The sequence below is a fragment of the Nitrosomonas marina genome (assembly GCF_900110145.1).
Classification (GTDB): Bacteria; Pseudomonadota; Gammaproteobacteria; order Burkholderiales; family Nitrosomonadaceae; genus Nitrosomonas; species Nitrosomonas marina.
The window spans coordinates 16,059-41,905 of record NZ_FOCP01000006.1; the positions used below are offsets into that span (position 1 = coordinate 16,059).

The 25,847-nt window shown below is 47.2% G+C and carries 23 protein-coding genes; 14 read left to right on the plus strand and 9 right to left on the minus strand.

The window, feature by feature from the left end; all coding sequences use genetic code 11:
* Nucleotides 1–71 precede the first annotated feature (71 nt).
* Entirely contained in the window at nt 72–989 is a 918-nt protein-coding gene (locus BMX44_RS05590) for a M23 family metallopeptidase (protein ID WP_090629204.1), read from the minus strand.
* A gap of 33 nt (nt 990–1,022) precedes the next feature.
* On the opposite strand from BMX44_RS05590, the gene BMX44_RS05595 reads away from it, so the two are divergent.
* The 5 genes from BMX44_RS05595 to BMX44_RS05615 all read left to right on the plus strand — a co-directional run bounded on the left by BMX44_RS05595 (nt 1,023) and on the right by BMX44_RS05615 (nt 6,403).
* Nucleotides 1,023–1,493, plus strand: coding sequence for a DciA family protein (locus BMX44_RS05595; RefSeq protein WP_090629206.1), 471 nt, complete (start codon nt 1,023–1,025; stop codon nt 1,491–1,493).
* 411 nt (nt 1,494–1,904) lie between these two features.
* Complete coding sequence (locus BMX44_RS05600; protein ID WP_090629209.1) at nt 1,905–3,761, plus strand: ribonuclease catalytic domain-containing protein; 1,857 nt, start codon at nt 1,905–1,907, stop codon at nt 3,759–3,761.
* A gap of 112 nt (nt 3,762–3,873) precedes the next feature.
* The gene (locus tag BMX44_RS05605) at nt 3,874–4,791 is read left to right on the plus strand and encodes an energy transducer TonB (protein ID WP_245738844.1); all 918 of its coding nucleotides are present in this window, start codon (nt 3,874–3,876) and stop codon (nt 4,789–4,791) included.
* A 22-nt stretch (nt 4,792–4,813) separates the two neighbouring features.
* Nucleotides 4,814–5,629: a shikimate dehydrogenase gene (aroE, locus tag BMX44_RS05610; RefSeq protein ID WP_090629214.1), complete on the plus strand. Its 816-nt coding sequence runs from the start codon at nt 4,814–4,816 to the stop codon at nt 5,627–5,629.
* A 186-nt stretch (nt 5,630–5,815) separates the two neighbouring features.
* The gene (locus BMX44_RS05615) at nt 5,816–6,403 is read left to right on the plus strand and encodes a CBS domain-containing protein (RefSeq protein ID WP_090629216.1); all 588 of its coding nucleotides are present in this window, start codon (nt 5,816–5,818) and stop codon (nt 6,401–6,403) included.
* A gap of 105 nt (nt 6,404–6,508) precedes the next feature.
* On the opposite strand, the gene BMX44_RS16760 is transcribed toward BMX44_RS05615, so the two are convergent.
* The 3 genes from BMX44_RS16760 to BMX44_RS05630 form a co-directional block, all read right to left on the minus strand.
* Nucleotides 6,509–6,718, minus strand: coding sequence for a hypothetical protein (locus BMX44_RS16760; protein ID WP_090629219.1), 210 nt, complete (start codon nt 6,716–6,718; stop codon nt 6,509–6,511).
* A gap of 171 nt (nt 6,719–6,889) precedes the next feature.
* Complete coding sequence (locus tag BMX44_RS05625; protein ID WP_090629222.1) at nt 6,890–7,246, minus strand: DUF488 domain-containing protein; 357 nt, start codon at nt 7,244–7,246, stop codon at nt 6,890–6,892.
* A 68-nt stretch (nt 7,247–7,314) separates the two neighbouring features.
* Nucleotides 7,315–7,797: a PH domain-containing protein gene (locus tag BMX44_RS05630; RefSeq protein WP_090629225.1), complete on the minus strand. Its 483-nt coding sequence runs from the start codon at nt 7,795–7,797 to the stop codon at nt 7,315–7,317.
* Nucleotides 7,798–8,096: 299 nt separating this feature from the next.
* Here BMX44_RS05630 and BMX44_RS05635 point away from each other — a divergent pair, with 299 nt between their 5' ends.
* On the plus strand, nt 8,097–9,089 hold the full coding sequence (locus BMX44_RS05635; protein ID WP_090629228.1) for a hypothetical protein: 993 nt from the start codon (nt 8,097–8,099) through the stop codon (nt 9,087–9,089).
* Nucleotides 9,090–9,143: 54 nt separating this feature from the next.
* Entirely contained in the window at nt 9,144–11,045 is a 1,902-nt protein-coding gene (locus BMX44_RS05640) for a hypothetical protein (RefSeq protein ID WP_090629230.1), read from the plus strand.
* 98 nt (nt 11,046–11,143) lie between these two features.
* On the opposite strand, the gene BMX44_RS05645 is transcribed toward BMX44_RS05640, so the two are convergent.
* Together BMX44_RS05645 and BMX44_RS05650 are read right to left on the minus strand one after the other, a co-directional pair.
* Nucleotides 11,144–12,181: a methyltransferase gene (locus tag BMX44_RS05645; RefSeq protein WP_090629233.1), complete on the minus strand. Its 1,038-nt coding sequence runs from the start codon at nt 12,179–12,181 to the stop codon at nt 11,144–11,146.
* Nucleotides 12,182–12,320: 139 nt separating this feature from the next.
* On the minus strand, nt 12,321–12,821 hold the full coding sequence (locus BMX44_RS05650; protein WP_090629236.1) for an SRPBCC family protein: 501 nt from the start codon (nt 12,819–12,821) through the stop codon (nt 12,321–12,323).
* 346 nt (nt 12,822–13,167) lie between these two features.
* Here BMX44_RS05650 and BMX44_RS05655 point away from each other — a divergent pair, with 346 nt between their 5' ends.
* The 4 genes from BMX44_RS05655 (at nt 13,168) to BMX44_RS05670 (ending at nt 19,388) form a co-directional block, all read left to right on the plus strand.
* Nucleotides 13,168–14,244, plus strand: coding sequence for an ADP-ribosylglycohydrolase family protein (locus tag BMX44_RS05655; protein ID WP_090629239.1), 1,077 nt, complete (start codon nt 13,168–13,170; stop codon nt 14,242–14,244).
* 153 nt (nt 14,245–14,397) lie between these two features.
* Nucleotides 14,398–15,069 (plus strand): class II aldolase/adducin family protein, encoded by a 672-nt coding sequence (locus BMX44_RS05660; protein WP_090629241.1) that lies wholly within the window; start codon nt 14,398–14,400, stop codon nt 15,067–15,069.
* A 121-nt stretch (nt 15,070–15,190) separates the two neighbouring features.
* A complete protein-coding gene (gene mtnA, locus BMX44_RS05665) occupies nt 15,191–16,252 on the plus strand; it encodes an S-methyl-5-thioribose-1-phosphate isomerase (RefSeq protein ID WP_090629244.1) in 1,062 nt (353 codons plus the stop codon).
* A gap of 199 nt (nt 16,253–16,451) precedes the next feature.
* The gene (locus tag BMX44_RS05670) at nt 16,452–19,388 is read left to right on the plus strand and encodes a sensor domain-containing protein (RefSeq protein WP_090629247.1); all 2,937 of its coding nucleotides are present in this window, start codon (nt 16,452–16,454) and stop codon (nt 19,386–19,388) included.
* A 73-nt stretch (nt 19,389–19,461) separates the two neighbouring features.
* Here the strand turns inward: BMX44_RS05670 and BMX44_RS05675 are convergent, their stop codons facing one another.
* Nucleotides 19,462–20,670, minus strand: coding sequence for an L-lactate MFS transporter (locus BMX44_RS05675; protein ID WP_090629249.1), 1,209 nt, complete (start codon nt 20,668–20,670; stop codon nt 19,462–19,464).
* A 180-nt stretch (nt 20,671–20,850) separates the two neighbouring features.
* Nucleotides 20,851–22,575, minus strand: a complete 1,725-nt coding sequence (polX, locus tag BMX44_RS05680) for a DNA polymerase/3'-5' exonuclease PolX (protein ID WP_090629252.1) — start codon at nt 22,573–22,575, stop codon at nt 20,851–20,853.
* A gap of 73 nt (nt 22,576–22,648) precedes the next feature.
* Between polX and greB the strand changes: the two genes are divergently transcribed.
* Both greB and BMX44_RS05690 read left to right on the plus strand, forming a co-directional pair.
* A complete protein-coding gene (greB, locus tag BMX44_RS05685; protein WP_090629254.1) occupies nt 22,649–23,155 on the plus strand; it encodes a transcription elongation factor GreB in 507 nt (168 codons plus the stop codon).
* A 300-nt stretch (nt 23,156–23,455) separates the two neighbouring features.
* A complete protein-coding gene (locus tag BMX44_RS05690; protein ID WP_090629257.1) occupies nt 23,456–24,520 on the plus strand; it encodes a PD40 domain-containing protein in 1,065 nt (354 codons plus the stop codon).
* Between the two features lie 237 nt (nt 24,521–24,757).
* Here the strand turns inward: BMX44_RS05690 and BMX44_RS05695 are convergent, their stop codons facing one another.
* Nucleotides 24,758–25,045 carry a hypothetical protein gene (locus BMX44_RS05695; RefSeq protein ID WP_090629262.1) on the minus strand — a complete coding sequence of 96 codons (288 nt, stop codon included), beginning with the start codon at nt 25,043–25,045 and terminating at the stop codon, nt 24,758–24,760.
* Nucleotides 25,046–25,536: 491 nt separating this feature from the next.
* Between BMX44_RS05695 and BMX44_RS16765 the strand changes: the two genes are divergently transcribed.
* Entirely contained in the window at nt 25,537–25,692 is a 156-nt protein-coding gene (locus tag BMX44_RS16765) for a hypothetical protein (protein ID WP_177167687.1), read from the plus strand.
* Nucleotides 25,693–25,847: the final 155 nt, after the last annotated feature.

The window sequence follows — 25,847 nt, forward strand, 5'->3', positions numbered from 1 at the left end:
TGAAGAATAACACTATTACACAAATGGTGTAATAGCGGTGCAAAGCATATTAATGCAGTTGACGCTATTGATCAGTCCGGTTTTTTCAGAAACCGTGATGGATTCTGCGGCACATCCTTATGCCTGATTTCGAAATGCAGATGCGGGCCAGTCGAACGACCGGTACTGCCTACCTCAGCGATCTTCTGCCCTTGCGTAACAACTTGACCCACTTCGACATGCAGCTTTGAGGCATGCGCGTAACGGCTGATCATTTCATCACCATGATCAATTTCAACCATATTACCATACTCGGAATGTCGATCGGAATAAACAACCACACCTCCGGCTGTTGCACGTATGGGTGTACCTGTTTTTGCGGGAAAATCGACTCCCTCATGAAAAGCACGCCTGCCTGTAAATGGATCTCTTCGAAAACCGAACCCCGACGAATACCAGTCAGTTTCAATCGGCATAACCGAAGGCATCACACGTTTTGACAGCCGTTCGCCGCGTAACAGCATTTCGAGCGCGCTCAACTTGTCCGACCGATCCTCCAGCATAACGGACAATGTTTGCAGTTCACGCTCAAATCTGGCAAAAGAAAGGGCCTCGGTGTGCATACCGGTATATGCGCCGCCCTGACCCGGTAACTGATCTAGCATAAAATCGTCCGACTCCAGCTCGGAAATCTCCAGTAGTTGAGCGCTCACGGCATCCAATCGCAACAACTGCGCCTGCATTTCACCGAGTTTAGCGGCCATGACGCTTAAGTTATCATGCAATTGCGATTGTATTTTCTGGTGTCTTTTTTCTTGCGGGCTGACAAGCAGGGCCTTCAGAACCGGTGCTTCGATGCGGTCTGCATAGCGTAATGAGAAGAAATTCAGACTCAGTGCCAGCAACAGCACAATTGTTAATAGTGCACCTGTAAAAATTGCAAGGTGCAGTTTAGTCAATACTATTTTCTTTGCTTGCGCTGATTGACTGGAAATCAAGATAATATTCATAATATTAATTCCGAAGAATGAATCAAAGCAGCCATGGCTTCCAAGAAATTAAACTTATACCTTCACGCCATTGGTAGAAATTCTGAATATACGGCGTTATTCAACCATGCTCTTCAGCTAAACAAAATAAAACATATGTTAGCCGAGTCTGCCGCTATTCCAGAACACCTGGCCAAACACTGCGAACTCGGTCCGTTATCCAGAAGCCGGCTTACATTATTGGCCGCAAATGCCTCAGTTGCTGCCAGGCTGAAGCATATGGCGCCTTCTATTCTGCAAAAAATTCAAAAAAAAGGATGGCAAATTTCCTCGATTAAAGTACAGATACAAAAACCCGCATTTGGCAATTGCGCCGAGTCGATTCCAAAACAAAAAACGCGCTCCTTAAAGCCCAAAATCAGCAGTACGGGTCTTAAAAGTCTGAATCGTCTTGCGCTCTCGTTACCCGATTCCGAGCTTAAAACCAGCATCCGGCGACTGTTAAAAAAATCCAGTGTCGATTGACTATTCTAGGATAACTCAAAATCAATGTCATACGTTTCTTTTAAGTTTTCCGGCATTGTTTGCAACGGGGTTGTGAGCAAACGCCAAGGTTCGCTTTGCCTGCCTGCCTGCCTGCCTGCCAGATCATGCGTCGCCGAAGTGCAAATCGCTTCGAATAACTTTTTCTATTTTTTTCAAGACATTTTCACACACCTGCAACTCTTATTTGGCTATGCACAGCCTTTTTTCCCACCGCCAGCCTATCCTCTTCGTATATAATCATCATAACAAACATCAGACAGTTCACAGATCAAATGCATCGATTGCAGACATAAACTACAGCAAACAGTTTTGGGCTGAAGTTTAATGTTAGGCAACTTCTAGATCAATTTTCTATCCAAACAATCGAGTTAGTAAAAGCCATCGCATGGTATGAATGTTTTTTATGAAGAATCCGGCAGCTTTAAGGTAGGCACCGTACTCGCCGACAACACCACTTCCTTGCAGGTCGAAGCAATACATGGCAAGCGTTCAAAAATTAAAGCAGCTTCCGTTCTGCTACGCTTTGAAACACCGGCATTAAACGATTTCATGAACCTGGCCCAGAAAATTGCGGATGAGCTGGATCCCGACTTTCTGTGGGAATGCTGCGCACAGGATACAGAATTTGAAAGCGAATCTCTCGCGACAGATTATTTCGGCCACAAACCCGATCCGGTAGAGGCTGCAGCAACGCTTATTCTGCTGCACAGCGCTCCGATGTATTTTTACAAAAAGGGAAAAGGCCGCTACAAAGCGGCGCCACCTGATGCGCTTAAAGCTGCAATAGCCAGCCAGGAAAAAAAACGGCTTCTGGCGGAGCTTAAAACACGTTATACAGAACAGCTATGCACTGGCAGATTACCGGAAGAATTCAAAGCCAACATTGCTCAATTATTGTATAAACCAGATAAAAACTCCATCGAATGGAAAGCACTCGAAGCCGCGAGCACTCAAGCAAAGCAGTCCGTACTCAGTATTCTGGAAAATTGCGGTGCAATACCATCAACACATGATTACCATTACCATCGATTTCTTTGGGAGCACTTTCCGAACGGTATCGATTTCAGTGAAACCGACAGGCAATTGATACCGGATAACCTGGATGATCTACCAACGGCCGATGTTGCCGCTTTCAGTATCGATGATGCTTCCACGACAGAAATAGACGATGCCTTTTCTATCACACCACTGAAACTGGGCAGTTTTAGAATCGGGATCCATATCGCAGCGCCCGCCCTTGGCATCCAACCGAACACCCCTTTGGATAAAACCGCTGCCGGACGCCTGTCGACCGTCTATATTCCGGGCAAGAAAATCACCATGCTGCCAGACACTGCCATTGACTACTACACACTTGGCGAGAATCGGTTATGCCCGGCAGTTTCGTTGTACCTGGAAGTTGCGGATGACTATACGGTTACACACGTCGAGAATCGAATCGAAAAAATAAATATTGTGAAAAACCTGCGGCATGACACACTGGAAACGTATTTCAATGAAAGGACGCTGAACAAAGAACCTATCAACCAGCCTTTCATCAAGGAGCTACGTATCCTGTGGCACTTTGCCTGTAAAATGGAATCGCTGCGTGGCAAATCCAGCGATACCAACAATGATAAAATTGACTACAGCTTTGATGTAGAAAACGACCATGTTACGATCAAGGCGCGGCGTCGTGGTTCACCAATCGACAAGGTTGTCTCCGAACTTATGATTTTCGCCAATACTGAATGGGGCAGACAGCTTGCGGAAACCAATATTGCCGGCATATACCGCGCTCAGGGTAACAGCAAGGTAAAAATGACCACTTCGCCAGCACCACACCAGGGACTTGGCGTTGCCCAATACGCATGGATCAGTTCGCCCATGCGCCGCTATGTCGATTTAATCAACCAACGGCAGCTGGTTGCAATGATTCGCGGAGAAACACCGCCTTACGCACGCGACAGTGACGGTTTACTGATTGCAATGCAGGATTTTGAAACTGCGCACAGTATTTACAGCGACTTTCAGCGATCCATGGAATACTACTGGTGCCTGCGCTGGTTATTACAGGAAAACATACAAACCATTCATGCGCAGGTAATCAAGGAAAACCTGGTCAGATTCGAACCGATACCGCTAGTAATGCGAATCCCTTCATTACCCAACATCGCGCCCGACACATACGTAAAACTGGATATCCAGAGTATTGATTTGCTCGAGTGCAACATACAGGCGAAATTTGTTGAAAAACTGGCTTCGTAAACGAGGTAAAAAATGGACGCAAACATACCGTTATTGTTATGACAAGTTTTCAGAAGTTGCCTAAAATGAGGTACGTCACTATTATTGTTTAATTTTATTTAAGGTCTAATCGTTGTCGGCAGCAATTAATTTTTTCAACGAACAATCGTCGCTTTCCTACGAGAACAGGCAAACACGCCGTTTGTCGGGCATGATGGTATTTTCCCTGGTTTTGCACCTGACCGTTCTGTTTGGTGTGACATTTGAATTTCCGACACCCGATTTTGAAAGAATCGCTTCATCGCTTGAAGTCGTACTGGTGAACAGCAAATCCCGGTTAACTCCCGTCGATACCGAGCTGCTTGCACAATCAAATCTTGACGGCGGCGGCAATGTCGACGCGGACCAACGTGCAAAAACACCTTTTCCGGTATTGCCTCAGAGCAAACCATCACGACCTTCTCTTGCTGCAGAGGAAAAAGTCAAACAACTGGAACAGGAAACACAAAAACTGATAACCGCCTTGCAAAGCGAGAAAAGCATTGAATCTGTCGAGACCAATCCCGAGCAAATCGAGAAGCAGCTTCCCACTGAGGACCCGGTTTCTTCCGATTTACTGCAGCGCAGTCTCGATATCGCACGCCTGAAAGCACAGATCGCGGAAGATCATAACGCCTATCAAAAACGTCCTAAAAGAAAATTCGTCGGCGCCCGTGCTACAGAATACCGTTTCGCACGCTATGTCGAGGACTGGCGCTTGAAGGTTGAGCGCATTGGCAACCTGAATTATCCAGAAGACGCCAAACGGGAAAAGATATATGGTAATTTGCAATTGACCGTTGGCATCCGCGCCGATGGCAGTCTTGAATCCATCGGCATTAACCGGTCTTCTGGATTTAAAATCCTTGATGATGCCGCTATCCGGATTGTCAGGCTGGCTGGAAAAAACGGTTTTGCACCGTTTCCGCCCGATATCAGCCGCGACACAGACATTCTTCATATAACCCGCACATGGGTTTTTGCGCGATCAGACACATTAACCAGCCGGTAAACGTTACCACATTGACACCATTATGACAGACCGTTATGCCGTTGTCGGCAACCCTATCAGTCACAGCAAATCGCCGCGAATTCACATGGCTTTCGCCAAACAGGCACAGCAAGACATCCACTATGAGGCTATACTCGCGCCGCAAAATGAATTTCACTCAACCGTGAACACTTTTCGTCAACAAGGCGGCAAAGGCATGAATATCACCGTACCATTCAAACAGGAAGCCTGCCAAATTGCCGCCAGTCTAACAGAACGCGCCCGTATTGCCGGTGCTGTCAATACGTTCAAGTTCGAGGATGACCATATTCAGGGGGACAATACAGACGGTGCAGGACTGATCCGCGACATTACGATTAATTTAAAAATCCCGGTAACTGATAAACGCATCCTGCTCATGGGAGCAGGCGGTGCTGCACGCGGAGTCATACTGCCGTTGTTACAACAGCACCCGACCAGGCTTGTAATCGCCAACCGCACACCTCAAAAAGCCCAGCTACTGCAACAACAATTTTCAGAATTTGGTCCTATAATAGCCTGCAGTTATATGGATCTCCCGGGTGAGTGCTTTGATATTATTATCAACGCCACCTCCGCGAGCCTGAATAACGCATTACCGGAACTGCCATCCGGAATTTTCGCCACCGATACGCTGGCCTATGACATGATGTACGGCACTGAACCGACACGATTCCTCAACTATGCGGCGCAACAGGGTGCTCGGCATCTCGCTGACGGTATTGGCATGCTGGTCGAACAGGCAGCCGAATCGTTTTACCTGTGGCGCGGTATCAGACCCGATACCAGAAACATTATCACCAATCTTAAAAAGATCTGACATCTGATACTGTCACATCCATCATTTATAAATCTTCAACCTGTTCATTTTTATCGATTTCCTGGAAATATAAAAAAAGATTGACCCCTTATTTTTATCGGCGTAGAGTGATTAAAAAGACATTTATCATGTTTTTGGTCTTTGATGTTCATACACATCCGTATACCGAATTAGGAGGGTTTTGTAATGACTGAATATCATGCTCTTCCAGCACAACGACTGTCCGGTGTTGTCTGTGTTTTTCAGCCTGCGCCTGCCAAACGCGTCACGCTTCAGTCGCCAGCACTCGATATCATGACTGACCTGCGCCATAGTCATGTAGCAACGATTGGACCGAATGAAAGTATCGATCTGGCAAACCTGTACATGAAACAGCGCGGCGTTCGCTCGCTGTTTGTTATCAGTGGCAATCACACGCTTCAGGGCGTTATTACAGCGACTGATATTCTCGGAGAAAAACCGATGCGTTTTAACCAGGAACGTCACCTGAAACACAGTGAAATTCTGGTTTCAGACATTATGACCCCGCTAAACAGCCTGGAAGCGATCTCCATGGAGGATGTACGGCATGCCAAAGTTGGTCATATTATCACCAGCCTGTGTAATGCCGGGCGCCAACACACGCTGGTGATGGATCATGAGAGCAACGGCAGCGTGATCATTTGCGGCATTTTTTCGCTGACACAAATCGAGAAACAACTGGGCAAAACCATTCCACTTGCCGAAGTCGCCAAAACTTTCGCAGAAATTGAAGCAACAGTCATTTCAAATTAAACCGCGCTGCATAATGCGATTAAATCAGCAGTTTGTCGCAGCCTGGCAAATAAAAAAGCCTTCTTCCAGTGAAGAAGGCTGAAATTACAGAAGCTGTTAACAATTCTACAATACGAGTAAGTATAGCCATTCCAGATACATCATCGCCAGAAAAATTACTGGCGCTAAAAAATACGGCAGCGCATCACTGTTGAACAAACTGCGCAAATAAGTCTGCACCCCCCGTTTCATTCTTTGAAACAGCCCGTGCATCTCCGGCCGTGTTTGTTTATCGCTTTTTTTTGCGATAACAATTTTAAAACGTAAGCTCGGCATCTTCAGATAATTGTTCTCAGTGATAAAAAACAGGAAATCATGCTTTTATTATCCACGATAAAAAATTCGAGCTAAGCAGAATAAAAACAACTAAAACACGCCAATTCAATCGATTGGCCGCTGCCTGGTCATCACAACCGCATTACCTGCCAGCCGGCACATCATTGGGAATTACTGCGACACAGCCAGTTCTATATATTCTTTTAGCGCAACGGCGTGATTATGCTCCGGATCCTTTGCTGCGTATAAAAGCACCACATCGGATTGATTGATATAGCCCAGCAGTTCACCAACGGCTTCTGTCCCGGCATCCAGTTCGGCAAAATACTTATTCTTGAATACCTTCCATTTCCGAGCGTCATGCTGAAACCAGCGGCGAAGTTCGGTTGACGGCGCTACAGACTTCAGCCAGACGTCAAGGGCTGCATCTTCCTTTGAGAGCCCTCTTGGCCAAAGCCGGTCGACCAGTATTCTCAGACCGTCCTTCGGGTCAGGTTTGTCGTAAACTCGCTTGACTGCCAGTGTCATCAAATCGATCGTTGATTATCGGTTCAGCATTGACGACGTCAGGCCACCATTCAATACATTCATAACCGCTAATCCTGGTTGGCGGATTTTTTTGCTTTTCTCTTTTTGGCATTACCGCCGGAATGTTTCCCGATGCTCTGCGGCTTGCCCTGTTTCCCGCCATTAAGTCTCTGTAGAAACGCCTGTTTATCAACGGGCGATACAAGAATCGCTTTATTCGTACCGTATTTTATTTCCAGACGATCCAGCGACAATGCCGGACTTGCGCCGGCCCGACGGGTTTCCTGAACAGAGGTAATCGAATCAATCGGTATAGTCCATGAAAACGGCCCGCTGGTTATTTTAAGATTATTGTCATTGACGATATATTGTGTAGATACCAGTATCCACACCGGAAAACACGCACCGATCAACAATGTGACAGCGGCCAGAACGTTATTGAACATACCGCCGACTTCCAGCATCACAGATGCGCCCATCAGGCATGCGATCACTGAAAATACCAGCAGGAATACCAGCGATTTGTCGATTTTAGATTTAAATGCATACATAAATTTAAAGCCGTTATTTTTTGTAGTTTACATTCCGCACAACAATCGATTACACATTGCTGCCCAACTGCCTGACACATTATGTCATACCGGAAATTACAAAAAAATATTAATAAGCAGTATAAACTGCATTGCAAATTTATTTGCAGTTTGCAACCAATACTGGTTAGATAACAATTGCGTGCTTCGCACTCCTCCAATTAGAGAGGAAAAACGTTTCATGTAGATGCATTTATGTTCACTGCCAGCCGTTGAGGAATGATGTCAGACGGCCGGATACGTTGACTGGAGGTGGAACTATGCAACCTATTGGCGCTAATGCACAGCTTCTTTCTAATGATGCGCTGGCAAAATGGCTGGTCGAGGATTTTCCGTTTCGTATACAGCTTTCATCTATTTTTCCGTTCATTCCCGTTTCAGGTCATTCACTCCGTTATGCCACGACAGACGCCTTGATGCCGGGCAACGCTATCGGGCAGAACAGTCCAATCCCCGAAGACACCAAACAGCCGAACGATCCGAATCGCGTTTACCGGTTTGCCGAAATTGCCACTCACTTCCGCGTCAGCTATAAAGCGCAGGATATTTTCTCATCCAATGCAAATGACCAGGTTGCCGTTCAGATGGCGCTTGCTGTCAGGGAACTGTTATACAGGTTCTGGATATTGTTTGAGAGGGGCGATGCTTCCACTAATCCGGAAGAATTTGACGGATTGCTCAGCCTGGTCAATCCAGGCAACACAATTGACCTTCAGGGGCGCCCGCTTACACTGGAAGACCTGGACAGAACCAAAGAGCTGGTGCGCGCCAATGACGGGCGCTGCGTGGTCATATTTACCAGCAGCATTGGCAAACGCGCCATCAATGCATCCCACTATGTCAGAGGGCTCAGGCCGGACAGTGAAGAAATGGAGTTTGCCTGTCCTGATGGCACAACAAAATTTGAGCATGTACTCAAGTTTGACGGCGCACCGGTGTATATCAATGATTTGAATCAGGTATACGAGTGCGGTCACAATCATGTCGGGGCAGCCATATCTCCGGAGAACGTTCTTGAGCTCAATGGCATGGAGCCGCCTTTGGCAACGAATATCTGGTTTTTATCGCTGGGACCGGGCAACCTGCACGGTATTAAGCCGGAAAAAGCGCAAAACATTATTACGCGTTCAACGATTCTGGCCGATGCGTCCACGCTGGTCTACCACTTGTCGATGCCAGCTGGCATTGCATTGGGCAGCTCAGCCGCATTGTCGGTAATCAGGAATGCGACCATTCCGGTTTGCGGCAAATAATCCTGTCAGTGCCTGAACACAGCGCATCACGGTAAAGTCAAAGAGTGAATCGTTATGGTTAAAGAAAGAGAAGAATGTCAGTGTTCTGAAGCGGACGTCGACACGCCTCATTCTTTGGAGAACCCCCTGGGCATTTCTCCCGGAACGCGAAAACTGTTACGATCGGCAAATATTCCGCTCGAATTCAGAAACAGTGTCCAGACAACTGACTGGCCAGCCACAATGCATCCCATTGAAGACGAAGATCTGGCGATTCTTTCCGGCGCAGAGGACGCTTACAGCGAGCCGACAACAGCAGCAACATTCGCAGAATTCGAATGGCGGAAACCTGACGAAATTCTGCATGAAACCTGGCCGCCACCGGAGACTGACACAGACCGCGTGGACGAAACAGAATGGGAACCGCCGCCCGAGGATGTCGATGTTGCATCATCGAAAATCAGTTATCTGTCAGACTTAACGCTGAATATGACCGGTGTAACCCACATGACGCCGGGTTTACAGAGTCTGGCCGACATCCCGATCGGCGGCCTGGTCAGCGCCAGCTATTCGGCATTCTGGCTGCCGCCCGGCAATGGCATGCTATATACCGATACCGATGATTACGGCAGAACGGTTGTACGCAACAAATGCGAAATGACCGTTTTCTTTCAGATCGAAATTCTAAAGGAAGGCAAAGTCCACGTACTAAGAACCCGGTTCAGTGATTTCAGACCGGAACTGAGGCTCTATAAAGGCGCCAGTCTTCGTATGCATATATCGGCAAGAGACATTAAAGGGTTGCCGGGAAAACTGATCATCGAATGGCAGCGAAATGGCAGGCCCGTCAAGTTCGTTAATATCAAGAAGCCCGGTCAGCAGGCTCAAGAACAGGATCAATTGGAAATCAGCGCGAAAGATAAAGAAGACCTGGAAGCGAAGATCAAAAAAATAGAGAAGGAAGGCTGGGTATTTCTGGTACCGCCACCGCAACCGTTACCCAAACACCCCGCAACAACTCAGGAAATGCTTGTCGGTACTATCAAGCTTATTCCCGACAACGACCCACAGAACCCCTGCGAAGACAGCGACAGGCTGAGCGTAATCTGGAGCGCAGCCGAAAAATCCGGCAGTTCTTCTCACGAAGGCCCTCGTTCCTTTTATGCCGGAAGCAATTTGATACAGATAGCGGAGCAGCCCAGAGATTACACACGCGAAGGAACGCAGTATAAGATTTTTGATCTGGAGCTTTACTGGGCTGTCAAGAATCCACTCAATTGCTGCAAGACCGGACATCCCTATGCGGTGATCCAATTTGCCTGGGCCAGGGCGCTGATTAAGCAACAAGGCAAATTCAGAAAACAGGTGCTCGGTCATGACTGGACGCTGGACATTCTGGACTCGGAAAAAAGTCTGGCCCGCAACGGAAACGCATACGACCCCAGGTTCACCAACAACCCCCGGAATACACGGCCACAGACCAAACCCGACATCAGGCCCGGCAAAACACCCAACCGATCCGGCAATAAAAAAAATTCCAAACCAGCCATCGTGCAGCAGGACTCTCCGGGTATTTCCTTCAGTCATTTCTTTGGCGAAAGGGGCGAAGACAGTAAATTCATTCCAGGGCTTTCAGGCAGGGGCGGATGCGTGATTATAGATTTCGTCGCGTTTCTCGTTTGCGACAATCCGGCATTCCAGCAGGGCAATCCTGCCGAAAACTATAAACGCGCCACGGTCGAGAAAAGGATACAGTACAGAATTATTTTCAAATTCAATGGAAACGCTCAGGCACCGAATGTCATTCCTAAAATCATCAGTGTATATGATAAGAAAGGGTGCAAAAAACCATTAGAATATTATTTAAAAAAAGTTAGAGAATTGCAACAAGCTTACAGCAGACCACTGGAAAGCCTGCTGGAAGAAGATGAAAAATACAAAAAAGAAAACGAAAAGGTTACGTTCGAAGGCTGTTGAATCACAACACCTCTGTTTTGGTTGATGAGGTGCAGTAGCGCCTATTTATTTGGCGATCCGATATTGACGATCTGATATTGTCCGCTCTATACGGTACGCTAAGGCTTAACCCCGGTAACAATACTATGATAACCAAACGCTTTATAAATCTGAATCTCCTGGAAACCAATTTTATCGAGCATTTCTGTCAATTCTTGCCCAGTATACTGTTTGCCTTCCGTCCATCCCATCATCACCATACTATAGGCGGCAGCAGTAAACGGGCCCGTTTTATCATCATCATAGAGCATCTCATGAATCACAATCCTTCCGCCGGGCTCAAGGCTTGTGAAGCTTTTAGCTGTTAAAAAATGGCATTTATCGGGCATCCAGTCATGATACATGTTTGAGAAAAAATGAAGATCAGCCGCTGGCCAATGATCCTGCCATATGTTGGCTGCATGTGTTTTAACACGATCCTGCACGCCAAACTGGACAATATATTCTTCCGCCACTTCGCAGACCTGTGAGAAATCCAGTATCAACGTCTGTTTCAGATTTGGCAGCTTCAATACCGCGCCAATCGAATGTGCTCCGGAGCCCCCACCGATATCGAGCATAATGCGGTGTTTGGAAAAATCCAGCAGCGTTGGCCATACCAGCGCTGATGTAATGCTGATACTGTGCATACCCGCTGTAAACCGGCGCAGCAATTCAATCTGCTCCTCATGTGTTTTAAAAATATCGCCGCCGCCATACGCCTGCGGCGCATCAGTGAGTACAGCTTTTTCAAGACCTGCAATTGAGGCGATCTGATAATTATCTATCATCATGTCCCAGAAAAAACCGAAGTAATTCGGGCTATCCTCAAGCAAATACGTTTCGGTAACCGCTGTCAGACTGTAACGTCCATTCTCAAGCGTCAAAAAACCCAGCGCGGTTGCTGTTGTCAGCATAGCTTCTGCAGGACGCTGTTTCAGGTTAAGTGCATCACAGATTTCAGGCAACGTACGTGCTTTTTCAGCAAGAATGGAAAAAATCTTGAGACGATGCGCCAAAAGCAGCGCCGGATAACCATATATTCCAAAAATAACATCCCACAGCGGGCGATCATCCACCTGGGGTATTTGAAGATCGGAAATTTTATCTTGTGCCATCACACTTTTCCTTTTGACTGGTTCATCTGATAATTTAGCGGGTTGCCGCCGATGAATGTATTATCTCATTCAAGCGCGATAGCTACTTTTACTTATCGTTTTATCCCGCTGATAGAATTATTTAAAATTAGTTTGTTAGTTAGCCAGATTTAAGTTTCTCAGCCTCAGCCAACCGTTTGATATTCTGAACCGTTCTTCCAACGCCATCCTTAATGGTTGCTCTCACCAGTCCTTCCAATGGACGCATAATCGCCAGCAATTCAAGCAACTCAAATGTAAACGTCAACTTCGTTGCAGTTTCAACATCGATTGTCTGCAGCTCATACGAACAACGATAAGGATCGGATACACCGATAAACGTTAACCGTTCTCCTGCAGAAAAATCGGATATTTTAAAGCGCGATTCTGAACGCCGTCCCTGATCGACACGAACCTGGCGCCCGATCGTTCCCAGTTGTACCGGGCCAGGTGTAATTTGTTCAAGCTCCTTGACCTCGGGGGACCATTTGGGATAATTCTGGAACAGGTCTTCTCCTATGTATCGAAACAGTTTGCTGGACGAGCACCTGACAACGATAGAAGCGCTGCCTATGACAGGTTCTGTAGAACCCAGATTCAACATGGAGCCTAAATTGAACATTATATTTATCCTTATTCCGGAATATTAACCGGCTTTGCAAAGAAGCTGTAATGTATATTTATTCGCTTTGCCGCTGGAAAAGCATACATCATTCACCTCCTGTTATGTTTGTTCGCCACCAGCATTGGTGCATAAACCATAGCCGAGTCGTCAACACAGTGCAAGCAAGGCGGCATTCAATCTTCATAAAGTTCCATTATAAACAATCCCAAACCGTGACAGACAATCATATAAACTGTAATATCAACCGGTTTCAGATTGATTAAGTTAAATTGCTGGCAAACAGCCGCAGGAAAGCAGGTACGCTTCATTCATCACCCCAATATCGTATACATTGAAACAATCCATGCCAAATGAAAATCTTCAGGACCGGGCCAAAGGTGCCATTTTGGGCGCTTTTATCGGCGATGCATTGGCCCTTGGTCCACACTGGTACTATAACCTAGATGAGCTTCGTCGTGATTACGGAGACTGGATCGACGGTTATACCGACCCCAGACCTGAACGTTATCATGCCGGAATGAAAGCCGGGCAGCTGTCACAAGCCGGTTTTATACTGAATCTGATGATCCGTTCACTTATCAAGTGCAATGGCTACGACAAGACCGATTTCTGCCAGCGTATGGATGAAACGCTGTTTCCGCTGCTGGACGGAACGCCCGTCTGCGGCCCTGGAAAATATACCAGCCAATCCATTCGAGAAGTCTGGCGGCAGCGCATACAACAGAATTTATCCTGGGAACAGACCGGCAGCCACGCGGACACCACTGAAGCCATAGAGCGCACGCTTGCCATTGCCGTGCGCTATGCACTGCAGCCGGGGCTGCTCGCTTCGGCCATCACCGAGAACACCCTGCTCACCCAATCCGATGAAACCGTCGTATCAATGACTGTCGCATACGGCGCCGTGCTGAGTTTACTGGTCCAGGGGCATACGCTGGATACAGAGCTTTCGAACAAGCTGCTGAAACTGGTCAAAAACGGCAAGCTGCCCTTTCATGTTGTGACGCGCGATAATCTGCAGAATCCACGACCCGGCGACCCCGACCCGCCCCGCGCAGGGCGCTTTGCCTCACCCGATGCTCTGCTCACCCCATCCTATATGGCAGCTGCGGCAGCGGACCCTGATATTCATATTGAACCGGCATGGAAGGTATCGATGGTTTACGGCATGCCCTGCGCTATTTATCATCAACTGCCAGCAGCCTACTACCTTGCTGCCCGCTTCAATAACAACTTCGAATCGGCCGTATTGCATGCCGTCAACGGAGGTGGACAAAACCAGGCGCGTGCGATTCTGACTGGCGCACTGGCTGGTGCCCAGACTGGTCTGTCAAATATTCCCTGGCGTTTCATTCATGAACTGGAACAATCAACTATACTGGTGAAACTGGCTACCGATCTGGCCGTTGCAATCGAGTAATTGTATATTCCATATGCCGTTTAAAATTTGCCGACCGAACATCGTTATTTTGTCTGATACAATGACTTTCAGCTGCTTTCAAGCAGATAACCGAAATAAAGGTCAATGCATCTGTAGCTGCTGTGCACTGGACCACCGATCGATACAATAGATATGAAGGAAGTTACAGAAATAAAACAATACCACCGTATCAGCGAAACGATCATCAACATCGCCCGGCGTCTGCATCAAAAAAACATGCTTGCAGCCGCCGACGGCAATATATCCTGCCGCGTAAACGAGAATGAAATACTCATCACACCTTCCGGCATCTCGAAAGCGTTTATGACGCCTGAAGAAATGGCGTTAATCAGTCTGGATAATCAGACCATACAGGGAGAACCATCTTCAGAAAAGATAATGCACCTGACGGTATACAGGCAAAACCCGCTGGCAAAAGCAGTGGTTCACGCACACCCGCCCACCGCAATTGCCTGGTCTGTTGCCCGACCCGATTTGAAATACTTACCATCACACGCTGTCAGCGAGACCATTCTGGCCTGTGGCGACATTCCCTTTGTTCCGTACGCGCGCCCCGGAACTCAGGCTATGGGCGATAATTTAAAACAATTTCTGCCCCATTGCAGAGCACTGATTTTATCACGACGCGGTGCGCTGAGCTGGGGTGAAACACTTGAGGAAGCATGGATGGGAATGGAACGTATCGAGCACTCCTCGGAAATATTATGGAAAGCGCATGCACTCGGTGGACTCACCTTTCTGCCTGACGAAGAGATCGCAGAACTCAGAGCCTTGCGGCAGCGTATTGGCAATCGATTACTGTAACAATATTATTTGGTGAAGCAGCCTGAACAGCAATGAAAGCAAACGAAAAAATCACCATACCACACAATACAAAAATTTGCTTTTGCGGTCTTTTAATACTATAGCCAGGAGAACTTTAGGCATGACTCAACTGGAATCGCTGGCACTTCGTTTTACGCGCACACCGCATCAAACAGAACTCTGGATTCTGGACCAGACCCTGTTGCCCCTGAAAGAAGAATGGGTTCAGCTCACTACTGTCGGAGAGACCATTGAAGCCATTAAAACGCTTAAAGTCAGAGGCGCGCCTTTTATCGGCGTAGTGGCAGCGCTGGGTCTGGGGCAATCGGCAATTAAAGGGACACGCCTGGAACAACTCGAAGACGAGGCGCAAGCACTGTATGCAGCCCGCCCGACGGCAGTCAACCTGATGATATGCATGAACCGGATGATTGCCGGCATTCGATCAAATAAATCGCCCGAGGCGTTGCTGAGTATTGCAGTAGATTTGTTTACCGAGGATCTCTCGCTTTGCGAAGCTATCGCTCAAAATGGCGCCGAATTGATAGAAAGCGGCGATCATATTCTCACGCACTGCAATACCGGCGGTCTGGCAACGGCAGGTATTGGCACCGCACTCGGAGTTATCAGAAAATGCCATCAGCAGGGGAAGAAAGTTCACGTGTATGTCGACGAAACACGGCCATTGCTGCAGGGTGCACGATTAACGACTTGGGAATTGAAGAAACTGGATATCCCCTACACTTTGATCACCGACAATATGGCCGGGCACCTGATGCAGCAGAACAAGGTTCAGAAAATTATAGTCGGTTGCGATCGAATAGCCGCAAACGGCGATTTCGCGAATAAAATAGGCACCTATTCACTGGCGGTTCTCGCGCAATATCATACTGTTCCTTTTTATGTTGCCGGCCCTTACACAACTATGGACTGGCATTGCGCAAACGGCGGCCACATACCGATCGAGCAACGCAAAGCAAGCGAGGTATCCGGAGTTGCTGGCGTTTTTGGCCACATTTGCTGGGCCACTGAGGATACACGAATTTACAATCCGGCGTTTGACGTAACACCCGCAGAACTGGTTTCCGGCTGGATACTCGACTGTGGCGTCTTTACCAGAACGGATTTTCAACAGCGAAAAGTCAGACAATGCATGCCACTATTAGCGGAACAGGTTTCATAAACCAGTAGTTTTTATTTCCAGTGCATTACATAGCCATCAGTTAGAAGGAGATTGAACAATTCTGAGACAGTCTTACAGCTTTAAAAACGTAAAAGCAGAAAGACCTTCGTAGTGCGCACTTTATTTTTTCTTAAACCATCAGAATACATGCTAAACAGCCTTATATGATGAGCCTATGTAATGTTTCCGGAGGCGCAAAATGAAAAACTTACCGCCAGAAAAAATTTCCGCGTTTCTAACTCAATCTGAACCGGATTCAGCGGGAATTGTAACAGTTCCCTCAATGGATCTGATTTCTGGCATGGAAACAATTCTGGACCAGAACAGCACCTATATTTTCATAAAAGATATCGCGGGACGCTATATCTTTGTAAACCAGGCTGTTAAGGAGCTTTTCAACAAACCGCTTGAGGAAATTATTGGCTATGATGACAGCCATTTTTTCGATTTGGGGCTGTCAAACGAATTGATGCTCAACGATCGCCATGTCATCGAGCAGGGCGAAACAATAGAGAGGGAAGAAAAAAGTATCGTCAAATCTACCGGTGAGGAAATAATTTACTGGACAGTCAAAAAGCCCGTTCGCAATGATCAGAACGAGATTATCGGCATGTGTGGCATCTCCACCGACATCACTGAACGCAAACGGACAGAAACCGCACTTTGCACACTTAACAAAAGACTGGAATTTCTTCTCTCCTCATCACCTGCTGTCATCTACACCTGCAAGGCTGAGCCGCCATATGCTGCCACATTTGTCAGCAACAATCTGACCCAAATGCTGGGTTATACAGCGGAAAAATTTCTCAGTGAGCCAGATTTCTGGGCTGAGCACATCCATCCGCAGGACCGGTATCGCGTGTTGGCCAGTTTATGTGATTTCTCCACGCATAACAAACATATCCTTGAATACCGATTCAAGCATTGTGAAGGCCACTGGTTATGGATGAGAGATGTGATCTATGCAGTGACAAACCCCGAAGGCAATCATACCGAATTAATTGGTTACTTTATTGAAATTACAGATCGCAAAGAGAAAGAACAGGCACTGATAGAATCCCGCAATTTACTCAAAACTGTAATCGATACTGCACCGGTACGTATTTTCTGGAAAGATCTGGAGTCCCGGTTTCTGGGTTGCAATCGCGCCTTTGCACAAGATGCCGGAGAAAATTGCCCTGAAAAAATAATCGGTAAAAAAGATTCCCAGTTAATTTGGAAAGAACAGGCAACACGCTACTGTAACGATGATCAGCAGGTGATCAGAACAGGTATTCCCAAGCTTGACTATGAAGAACCGCAAACGACTCCCAATGGCGATACAATCTGTCTGCGGACATCAAAAGTGCCATTGCGTAACGCCGATGATGAAATAATCGGTGTACTCGGCGTTTACCAGGACATCACCAAGCAAAAAGAAAATGAAGACTGCATGGCGATGGCGGCTACGATTTATAAATTGAGCAATGAAGCCATCATGGTAACGGATGAAAATAATCTTATTATGGCAATCAATCCGGCATTCACACGCATTACCGGTTATGAGCTTGCAGATGTAATAGGGAAAAATCCCAGAATCTTTCAATCCGGGCGTCACAATAATTCCTTTTACAAAAAAATGTGGCAGAAGCTGCAAACAGAGGGTCACTGGCAGGGTGAAATATGGGACTGCCACAAGAACGGTCACGTACATGCGAAATGGCTGAACATAAGCGTCATCCTCAACACTGATAACAGCGTGTATTGTTATGTCGGTCAGTTTTCAGATATTACTGAAAAGAAAAAACAGGACGAACTGCTATTTAAACAGGCAAATTATGACCTGCTTACCGGTCTGCCCAATCGTAATTTTTTTAAAGACCGCCTAACCAGGGAAATCAAAAAATCGCAACGAAATGACCAACAGATGTCATTGCTGTTTCTTGATTTGGACCGTTTTAAGGATATCAATGACACGCTGGGTCATGACAAAGGTGACAAGCTACTCAGGGAAGTCGCCCTGCGTCTTACATCGTGCGTACGGAAAACCGATACCATAGCACGACTGGGAGGGGATGAATTCGCCATTATTCTGCCGGAAATTGATGACAAAGCACGTATCGAGGCAATCGCCAGAAATATCATTCACAAACTGAGTATTCCATTCAAGCTTGATAAAAAACAAGTTAATTATTATATTTCAACCAGTATCGGCATTGCCGTCTATCCGGGTGATGGAATTGATATGAAGACTTTGATGAAGCACGCAGATCAGGCGATGTACGCAGCAAAACTGGCCGGACGCAACCGTTTCAATTACTTTACCCGTTCAATGCAGCAGGCAGCATATGAAAAAATGGTGCTGACTCATGATCTGCGGCAGGCGTTATCACGCAACGAATTACAAGTCTACTACCAGCCTATTCTGGACCTCAGACATGGCCTGATCTGTAAAGCTGAAGCACTGCTGCGCTGGAAACATCCTGAACGCGGCATGATCAGCCCTCATACCTTCATTCCCCTGGCTGAAGAAAGCGGGTTAATTCAACAAATCGGTGAAATGGTGTTTACTACAACGGTTGCCAACATCAAACAATGGCAAAACCAGTTCGGTTATCTCCTGCAAGTCAGCATCAATATGTCTGTCACACAACTCAGTTCATTAAAAAAGAATCAGTTGACGGATTATCTGATTCAACAGGAAATGCCAGGCAACTGCATAAACGTGGAAATTACCGAAAGCCTGCTGCTGAAAAACACACCTGTCGTTAAAAAACGATTACTGGAATTTCTGAATGATGGAATAGAAGTATCCATTGATGATTTTGGCACCGGTTTTTCTTCGCTTTCCTATCTTAAAAAATTTGATATCGATTACCTTAAAATAGATAAGTCCTTTATTCAGCAACTAGCTGACAATACCACCGATAGCGCGCTGGTCAACGCCATTGTTGTCATGGCGCACAAACTGGATATAAAGACAATTGCTGAAGGCGTGGAAACCGAATTACAACGGGACCTGCTGGTAGATATCGGCTGCGATTTCGAACAGGGTTTCCGTTACTCGCCTGCCGTTACCGTTGAGGAATTTACCCTATTACTTCAAAAGCAACAGAACCAGGCAGAGAAAATACAGGATTTATTTGACCGGCACTGAAACAGATGAAAAATAACTGAAGAACATGCTTTGCATTGTATTTGTTCAGTTCTCAATGTATGTCTGCATAGCATCAACCATGTTGCGGTGACTGCAGTCCAAGCGATATGACGGCAGCAACAAAGCAGGCAACTCCCGCCGGAACGAAAGCCCACAGGTAGCTGCCCGTCATGTCGAAAACACTGCCAGCAAGTATGGGTCCGGCGATGCCGGCAACACCATACGCCGTGAACATGAGCCCGTAGTTAATGCCAACATGTCTGGTTCCAAAAAAATCCGCGGTAGTCGCGGGAAACAGCGCGAGATTTCCGCCAAAATTGAACCCTACCCAAGCGGCAGCAATAGACAGTGTCATTTCGGTTGATCCCATTTTTATCAGGGCGAGCATCATGACACCTTGCAGCAGAAACATAAACATCATCGCATTTTTCCTGCCTATCCTGTCTGATGTCGCGCCCCAGACGATGCGCCCGGCTCCATTAAACAAGGCCAGAACACCGACAGCATGCGCGGCCGCCGTAGCGCTCAACCCGCTGTGGATCCCAAAAGGTTTCAATATCCCGATCACCAGCAACCCGGCGGCCGCACCAAATACAAACATCAGCCAGAGCATCCAGAACTGCCTGTGTCTGACCATGTCCCGCCACTCAAAATCCATCGCCACTGCAGTTGTTGAATTCGACACGGGCGGCTGCCAGCCGGCAGGTATCCAGCCAGCAGGCGGATTGCGGAGCAGTTGCGCACCTGTTACAACCGCCACCATGAATATCACACCCAGATACATAAACGCCGACGACAGACCATAGGCGTCGATAAAACCAGATGCAACTTTTGCAAACAGCCACGCGCCGGCACCAAAACCTGCCACAGCAAAACCGGTTACCATACCACGTTTGTCAGGAAACCACTTGACACAAGCGGCAATAGGACATACGTAAGCAAAACCAATACCAGCACCGCCGATGATACCCACTGATAAGGCAAGCAGCAGAAAATTGTCGCCACTGAACGCAGCCAGCAGATATCCAGCCCCAAGTACGATACCACCCAGCGTTGCTACGGTGCGCGGACCTTTTTTATCCTGCAATTTGCCTGCAAAAATCATTACCAGCGCAAATGCAGCCAGGGCCAGAGAAAAAATCGCCTGAGTCTGTGTGGTCGTAAAAGAAAAAGCGTCTTTGAGTGGATTCACAAATACACTCCAGCTGTAAATAGCACCCAGACAAATTTGAATGATCATCGCGCCTGCCACTACCAGCCAGCGGTTTTCGTGGATTGCCATTTTAAGAACGGGTGTAGGTATTTGAGGTAATTGTCACTGTACAAAATTTAATTGAACGGATAGAACAATCCTGCACGACAAGTTTGAGCGAACTATACGTCAAGCCCGACAACCAGTCAAACGCGTTACCGAACGAACCCGATAATTATTGATCCCGTCTAGCAACATTGACAAACGGCGTCACATCGTCTGTTTGAGCAGCCGGCGTAATGCTTTCAATGAACGTGTATTAAGTACATCGCCTTTCTCCAGCCAGCCGCGTCGCGCCTGCCCGATGCCAAACCGCAGATTGGCAAAATCTTGCGTACTGTGGGCGTCGGAATTGATGCTGATCAGCACACCCTCTTCTTTGGCCATCTGGCAATAAGTATCCAGCAAGTCCAATCGTTCAGGATGCGCGTTGAGTTCCAGAAAACAACCACGGTTTCTGGCTTCACGTATAATACGCGCCATATCCACGTCATACGGTGCGCGTCGCTGAATCAACCGTCCGGTCGGATGTGCCAGCATGGTGAAATGCGGATGTTCCAGCGCACGCAGTATACGCTCTGTCTGCCTGGCGCGGGACAGATCGAATTTACTATGCACCGCCCCGACAACAAGATCGAGTTTGGCAAGCACGTTATCCGGTAAATCGAGGCTTCCATCCTCAAGAATATCCACCTCGATTCCCTTGAGCAGCGTGATTTCATCGATTTCTGCATTTAGTTTGTCAATCTCTGCGCACTGGCGCGAAAGCTGCAGCGGATCAAGACCGTGGGCGACAGTCAGTCGCCGCGAATGTTCTGTGATCGCCAGATATTCGAAACCATACGATTTCGCAGCATGTGCCATTTCCCGCAATGAATTATGTCCATCGGTAGCATTAGTGTGTGCATGCAGGTCGCCGCGCAGATCGCTCTGCTCAACCAGTTGCGGCAGACGCCCAGCCTGCGCCAGCGTAATCTCTCCGCGGTTTTCACGCAATTCAGGCGGAATATATGCCAGACCGATTGCGGCATAGACGGATTCTTCGTTTTGTCCTGAAATCTGCCTATTGCCTTGATAGACCCCATATTCGTTGATCTTGAGTCCTTTTTTCCGGGCAATCCGTCTGACGGCAATATTATGCGACTTGGAACCAGTGAAATAATGCAGCGCCGCACCGAAACTTTTTACTTTGACAACACGCAAATCCACCTGTATGCCGCATTTAAGAATAACACTGGCACGGGTCGCGCCAGCCGACAGGATTTTGGCAACTTCGCGGTATTCGATAAAATGCTGTATTACCGGACGAGAAATCTCGGCCACTACCAGTATATCCAGATCGCCAACCGTTTCACGCATGCGCCGGTAGCTGCCGGCTATCGTCACCCGACTGACACCAGACACTGTTGCAAGCGACTGTTCTAACGCCTCAGCGTACTGAACTGCCGTCATCAGCTTGAAACGCTGCGTCTGATTGGCATGCGCTTCCACGGACTGCAGAATATTCAGTTCAATCTTTTCACCAAAACCGGGCAATTCGCGAATACGACCATCGCGCGCGGCACGGTACAACTGCTCGACGGTCTGCACGGCGAGATCATGATACAACGCTTTTACGCGTTTTGGGCCGATTCCCGGTATTTTCAACAGATCGCCAATCGTAGCGGGCATTTTCTTGTGCAGCCGATCAAGCAGGCTGCAACGGCCGCTGGACACGATTTCCTCAATTTTAGCGGCCAGATCTTTCCCTACCCCCGATAAACGGGTTAAATCCTCGCCTTTCCTCAGTATCGTGGCGACATCCCGGGAATGATCGTTTAATATACGGGTGGCATTGCGGCAGGCACGTACGCGAAACGGATTGGCGTCCTGAATTTCAAGCAGGTTGGCAATTTCTTCAAAGATGGCGGCGATATCGGCATTATGTCGGGGCATAGATACCTCCTGATTGGTTCGTTATTACGCTATCATTTGCTCTTTTCCATTATGCTACAGAAATAAAACGCGCATGACACGCTATCGTCCGCCGCAACCCAAAAGTTCGGCCTATATCACCAAATCGGGGCACGAAGCATTACGCCAGGAGCTCAGGGACTTATGGATAACTCGCCGTGAAGTCACCACGGCATTAGCTGCAGCCGCGGCTGAAGGCGACCGTTCAGAGAATGCCGAATATATTTACCGCAAAAAGCAATTGCGCGAAATTGACCGGCGTATCCGCTATCTGCAAAAACGTCTGGATGAATTGATCGTGGTTGACCAGCCGCCCACGAATCAGGATCAGGTGTTTTTCGGTGCGTGGGTCGAGCTCGAAGATGAAGCAGGCGAATGCGTCACTTACCGTATCGTCGGCCCTGATGAATTTAATGTCGAGAAAGGCTGGATCAGCATGGATTCGCCCGTGGGCCGCGCCCTGATGAGAAAACATCTCGATGACGAAATAACTGTGCAGCGCCCTGCCGGCCGGGCACGATATGCTATTACCGCTATCCGGTATACCGAGAATGATAGCTAAATTGTGGTGTCACAGAAATGTCAGTTGCCACCCTGTTCTCGCAAGCGACAGTCGGAGACACAAACAGTCCGCAACAAAGCACTGCATGCTGGCAACCTCGATCAAGCAGCATTCATTATTATTTCTCAAAACATCAATAATTTGCCGTCAAACCAGGCGTTGGATTTAAAGGATTTCTGACAGCAGGCAAACTCTGCACATAATATAAACAAATACAATTGCAAAATGAAAATCATCAGCCTATTCTTATCAGAATAGCCACCCCCCTCATACCTTATAAGAAAGAAAAGGGATCAGTGTATGAAAGAAAAACTGTTTATTCCAAAACTTTGCTCCGTTGGGCTCGTTTTTATTCTGTCGCACAACATTTCTCATGCGATGCCGGGGATGCATGAGTCAGGCGATAGCGCAGCCACTGAATCACCGCATGCCACAGAAAACCTGGGGGAACCCATCAATTCATCTGGGACGGAACTCGAGATCACCTACAGCGCGGACGGCAAAACGGCCATTTTTGTTTCTACTCGTGAAGGCAGTATCGAATCGCCCGGCAGTCCTTATAACTTCGACATCTGGATGTCTTACTACGAGAATGACGCCTGGAAGCCGCCCATTCATTTAGGGCCTGCGATTGATTCGAGCATGGGACCGAATATCAATACCCCTGCCTGGGAACTGGAACCGAGTTTTTCCGACGACGGCAATGTCATATATTTCACGCGTTACGAGCCGGGCAATATGCTGTCAGGTGACCTCTATGTCGTTCAGAAAATCGATGGCGTCTGGCAAACCGCCAAAAACTGGAACGATGTACCGGAGTTGCCGAATATCAACACGCCAACCGGTGAGGAACACTGCCCGATCATAGCTTCCGACAGCCTGATTTACTACAGTTATCATCAACCGGGAGTCACCCAGGACAGCGATATCTGGAAAGTCGAGAAAAAGGACGGTGTATGGCAGGAGCCAGAAAGCCTGGGACCGAAAATCAACTCTCCCTACCGCGACCATATGCACTGGACAGGACTGTCGAAAGACGGCAAAAGCCTGATCATTACCAGCATGCGGCCTGACCTGGGGTCACGGGGCGGACACGACGAATGGATTGCGCATCAGGATGAAAGCGGCGAATGGCAGGAACCGATAAATCTGGGCGATACAATTAATACAGACGGCGAGGATATGTGCTGGACATTTACGCCGGATGGCAGGAAATTCACCGGAAGTTGGGGGCCCCACGGCACTTACGATATGGATATCCGCTGGGTTTACAAGGATGACATTCCGCTGCTAAGAGATTTCGAACCGATCGGCCCACCGCCAAATCTGCTGATCAACAGCACGGCAAAACCGGTTACAGACTAACCAACGCAACCGTAGATTCAAACGCCGGTTTATTCTTAAACGGACAACTGGGAACAGCTGTCATGTTAATAAACCCGCTTTTTGCGCAGGAAAATGCAATTTACCGACTTATACATTGCGCAAAAATCTGGCCCTCGAACAAGCAATGCAGTGTCGTGTAGAGGCCATGACCAGCACGGAAACCACGCCGCCAGTATTGGTGCTGGCACCGAAGGGTGCAACGAAGGCCTGCCTGAATCAAGCACCAATTTTCTGAGTAACATCAAGGCGATTTATCACAGATCGCAACAGCATCGCCGTAACCAGGCTAGTCAGGATAATCAATAAAAAGGTTGCATCCTTCCAGGCAGGAATTTTTGACAAATTCAAAGTAATCGCACTCATAGCCAAACAAAGCAACAACAGCATTATTTTCACGAAAATACGCACTTGTCTGTATGTTGCCATGCAGAACATGCCATTCATTCCAAAGCGTTTGAATTTAACCAAATCGATCCTTAAATTTACGCGATCATTTGCTTTCATTTATTTTCCAGAACCGTCAAGTTGAATGAAAAGTGTCGAGACAGTTTACAATTCGTTACACCTTCTACTACCAGCAATTATCAATCTACTGATATATATAAAAAATTTGCAGATGGAATAAAAATTGCTTGATTAACAGTATACAGACAGTATTCGATGATCTGTGATGCGATTCACTGATACAAAAAATAGTTTAATTGTACAAAAGAACGGAAAATCAACACGAAACTGTGTCAATAAGGATTTTCGTATCAGAATTGTATTTTCAACGACAGTGATTTCAGGAGTGTGCGGCATCGATCCCTGAATCACACACAACGCATCGCATATATTGTTTGTGACGCTTGCTGCAGTAACCGCATTTTTGCAGTTGCGCTACTGGGATTAATATTTCCAATAATATTTTCCTGGCCAGTAGTTTAATCTTGTGGTGATTTTGCAGGATTTGATTTAACAATCACTGCGCCAGGTAATCATTGCGGAGGGTTTTTATGATGAACAAGGAATATAGTGTTGAAAACAATGATGACGATATAGCTGATGGCTTGGCCCCGGACAGCAGAATTGTCGAAATTATAAATAAAATTGAATTGGCCAAGAACGAGCACGACAATTATGAAATCGTTTTTTTAAAGCAGGTATTGTAACCTGAGAATTTACGGGCTGAGACTAATCATTGCTTGTAGCTGGGTAGATGGCCTTTAAAAGGCTTATCTGCAGCTACAAGCAATGCATATCATTAGGGTCAAGTCTATTTATTAATTTATTCTCTATTTTATGATGTATTTTTACCAAGTAATAA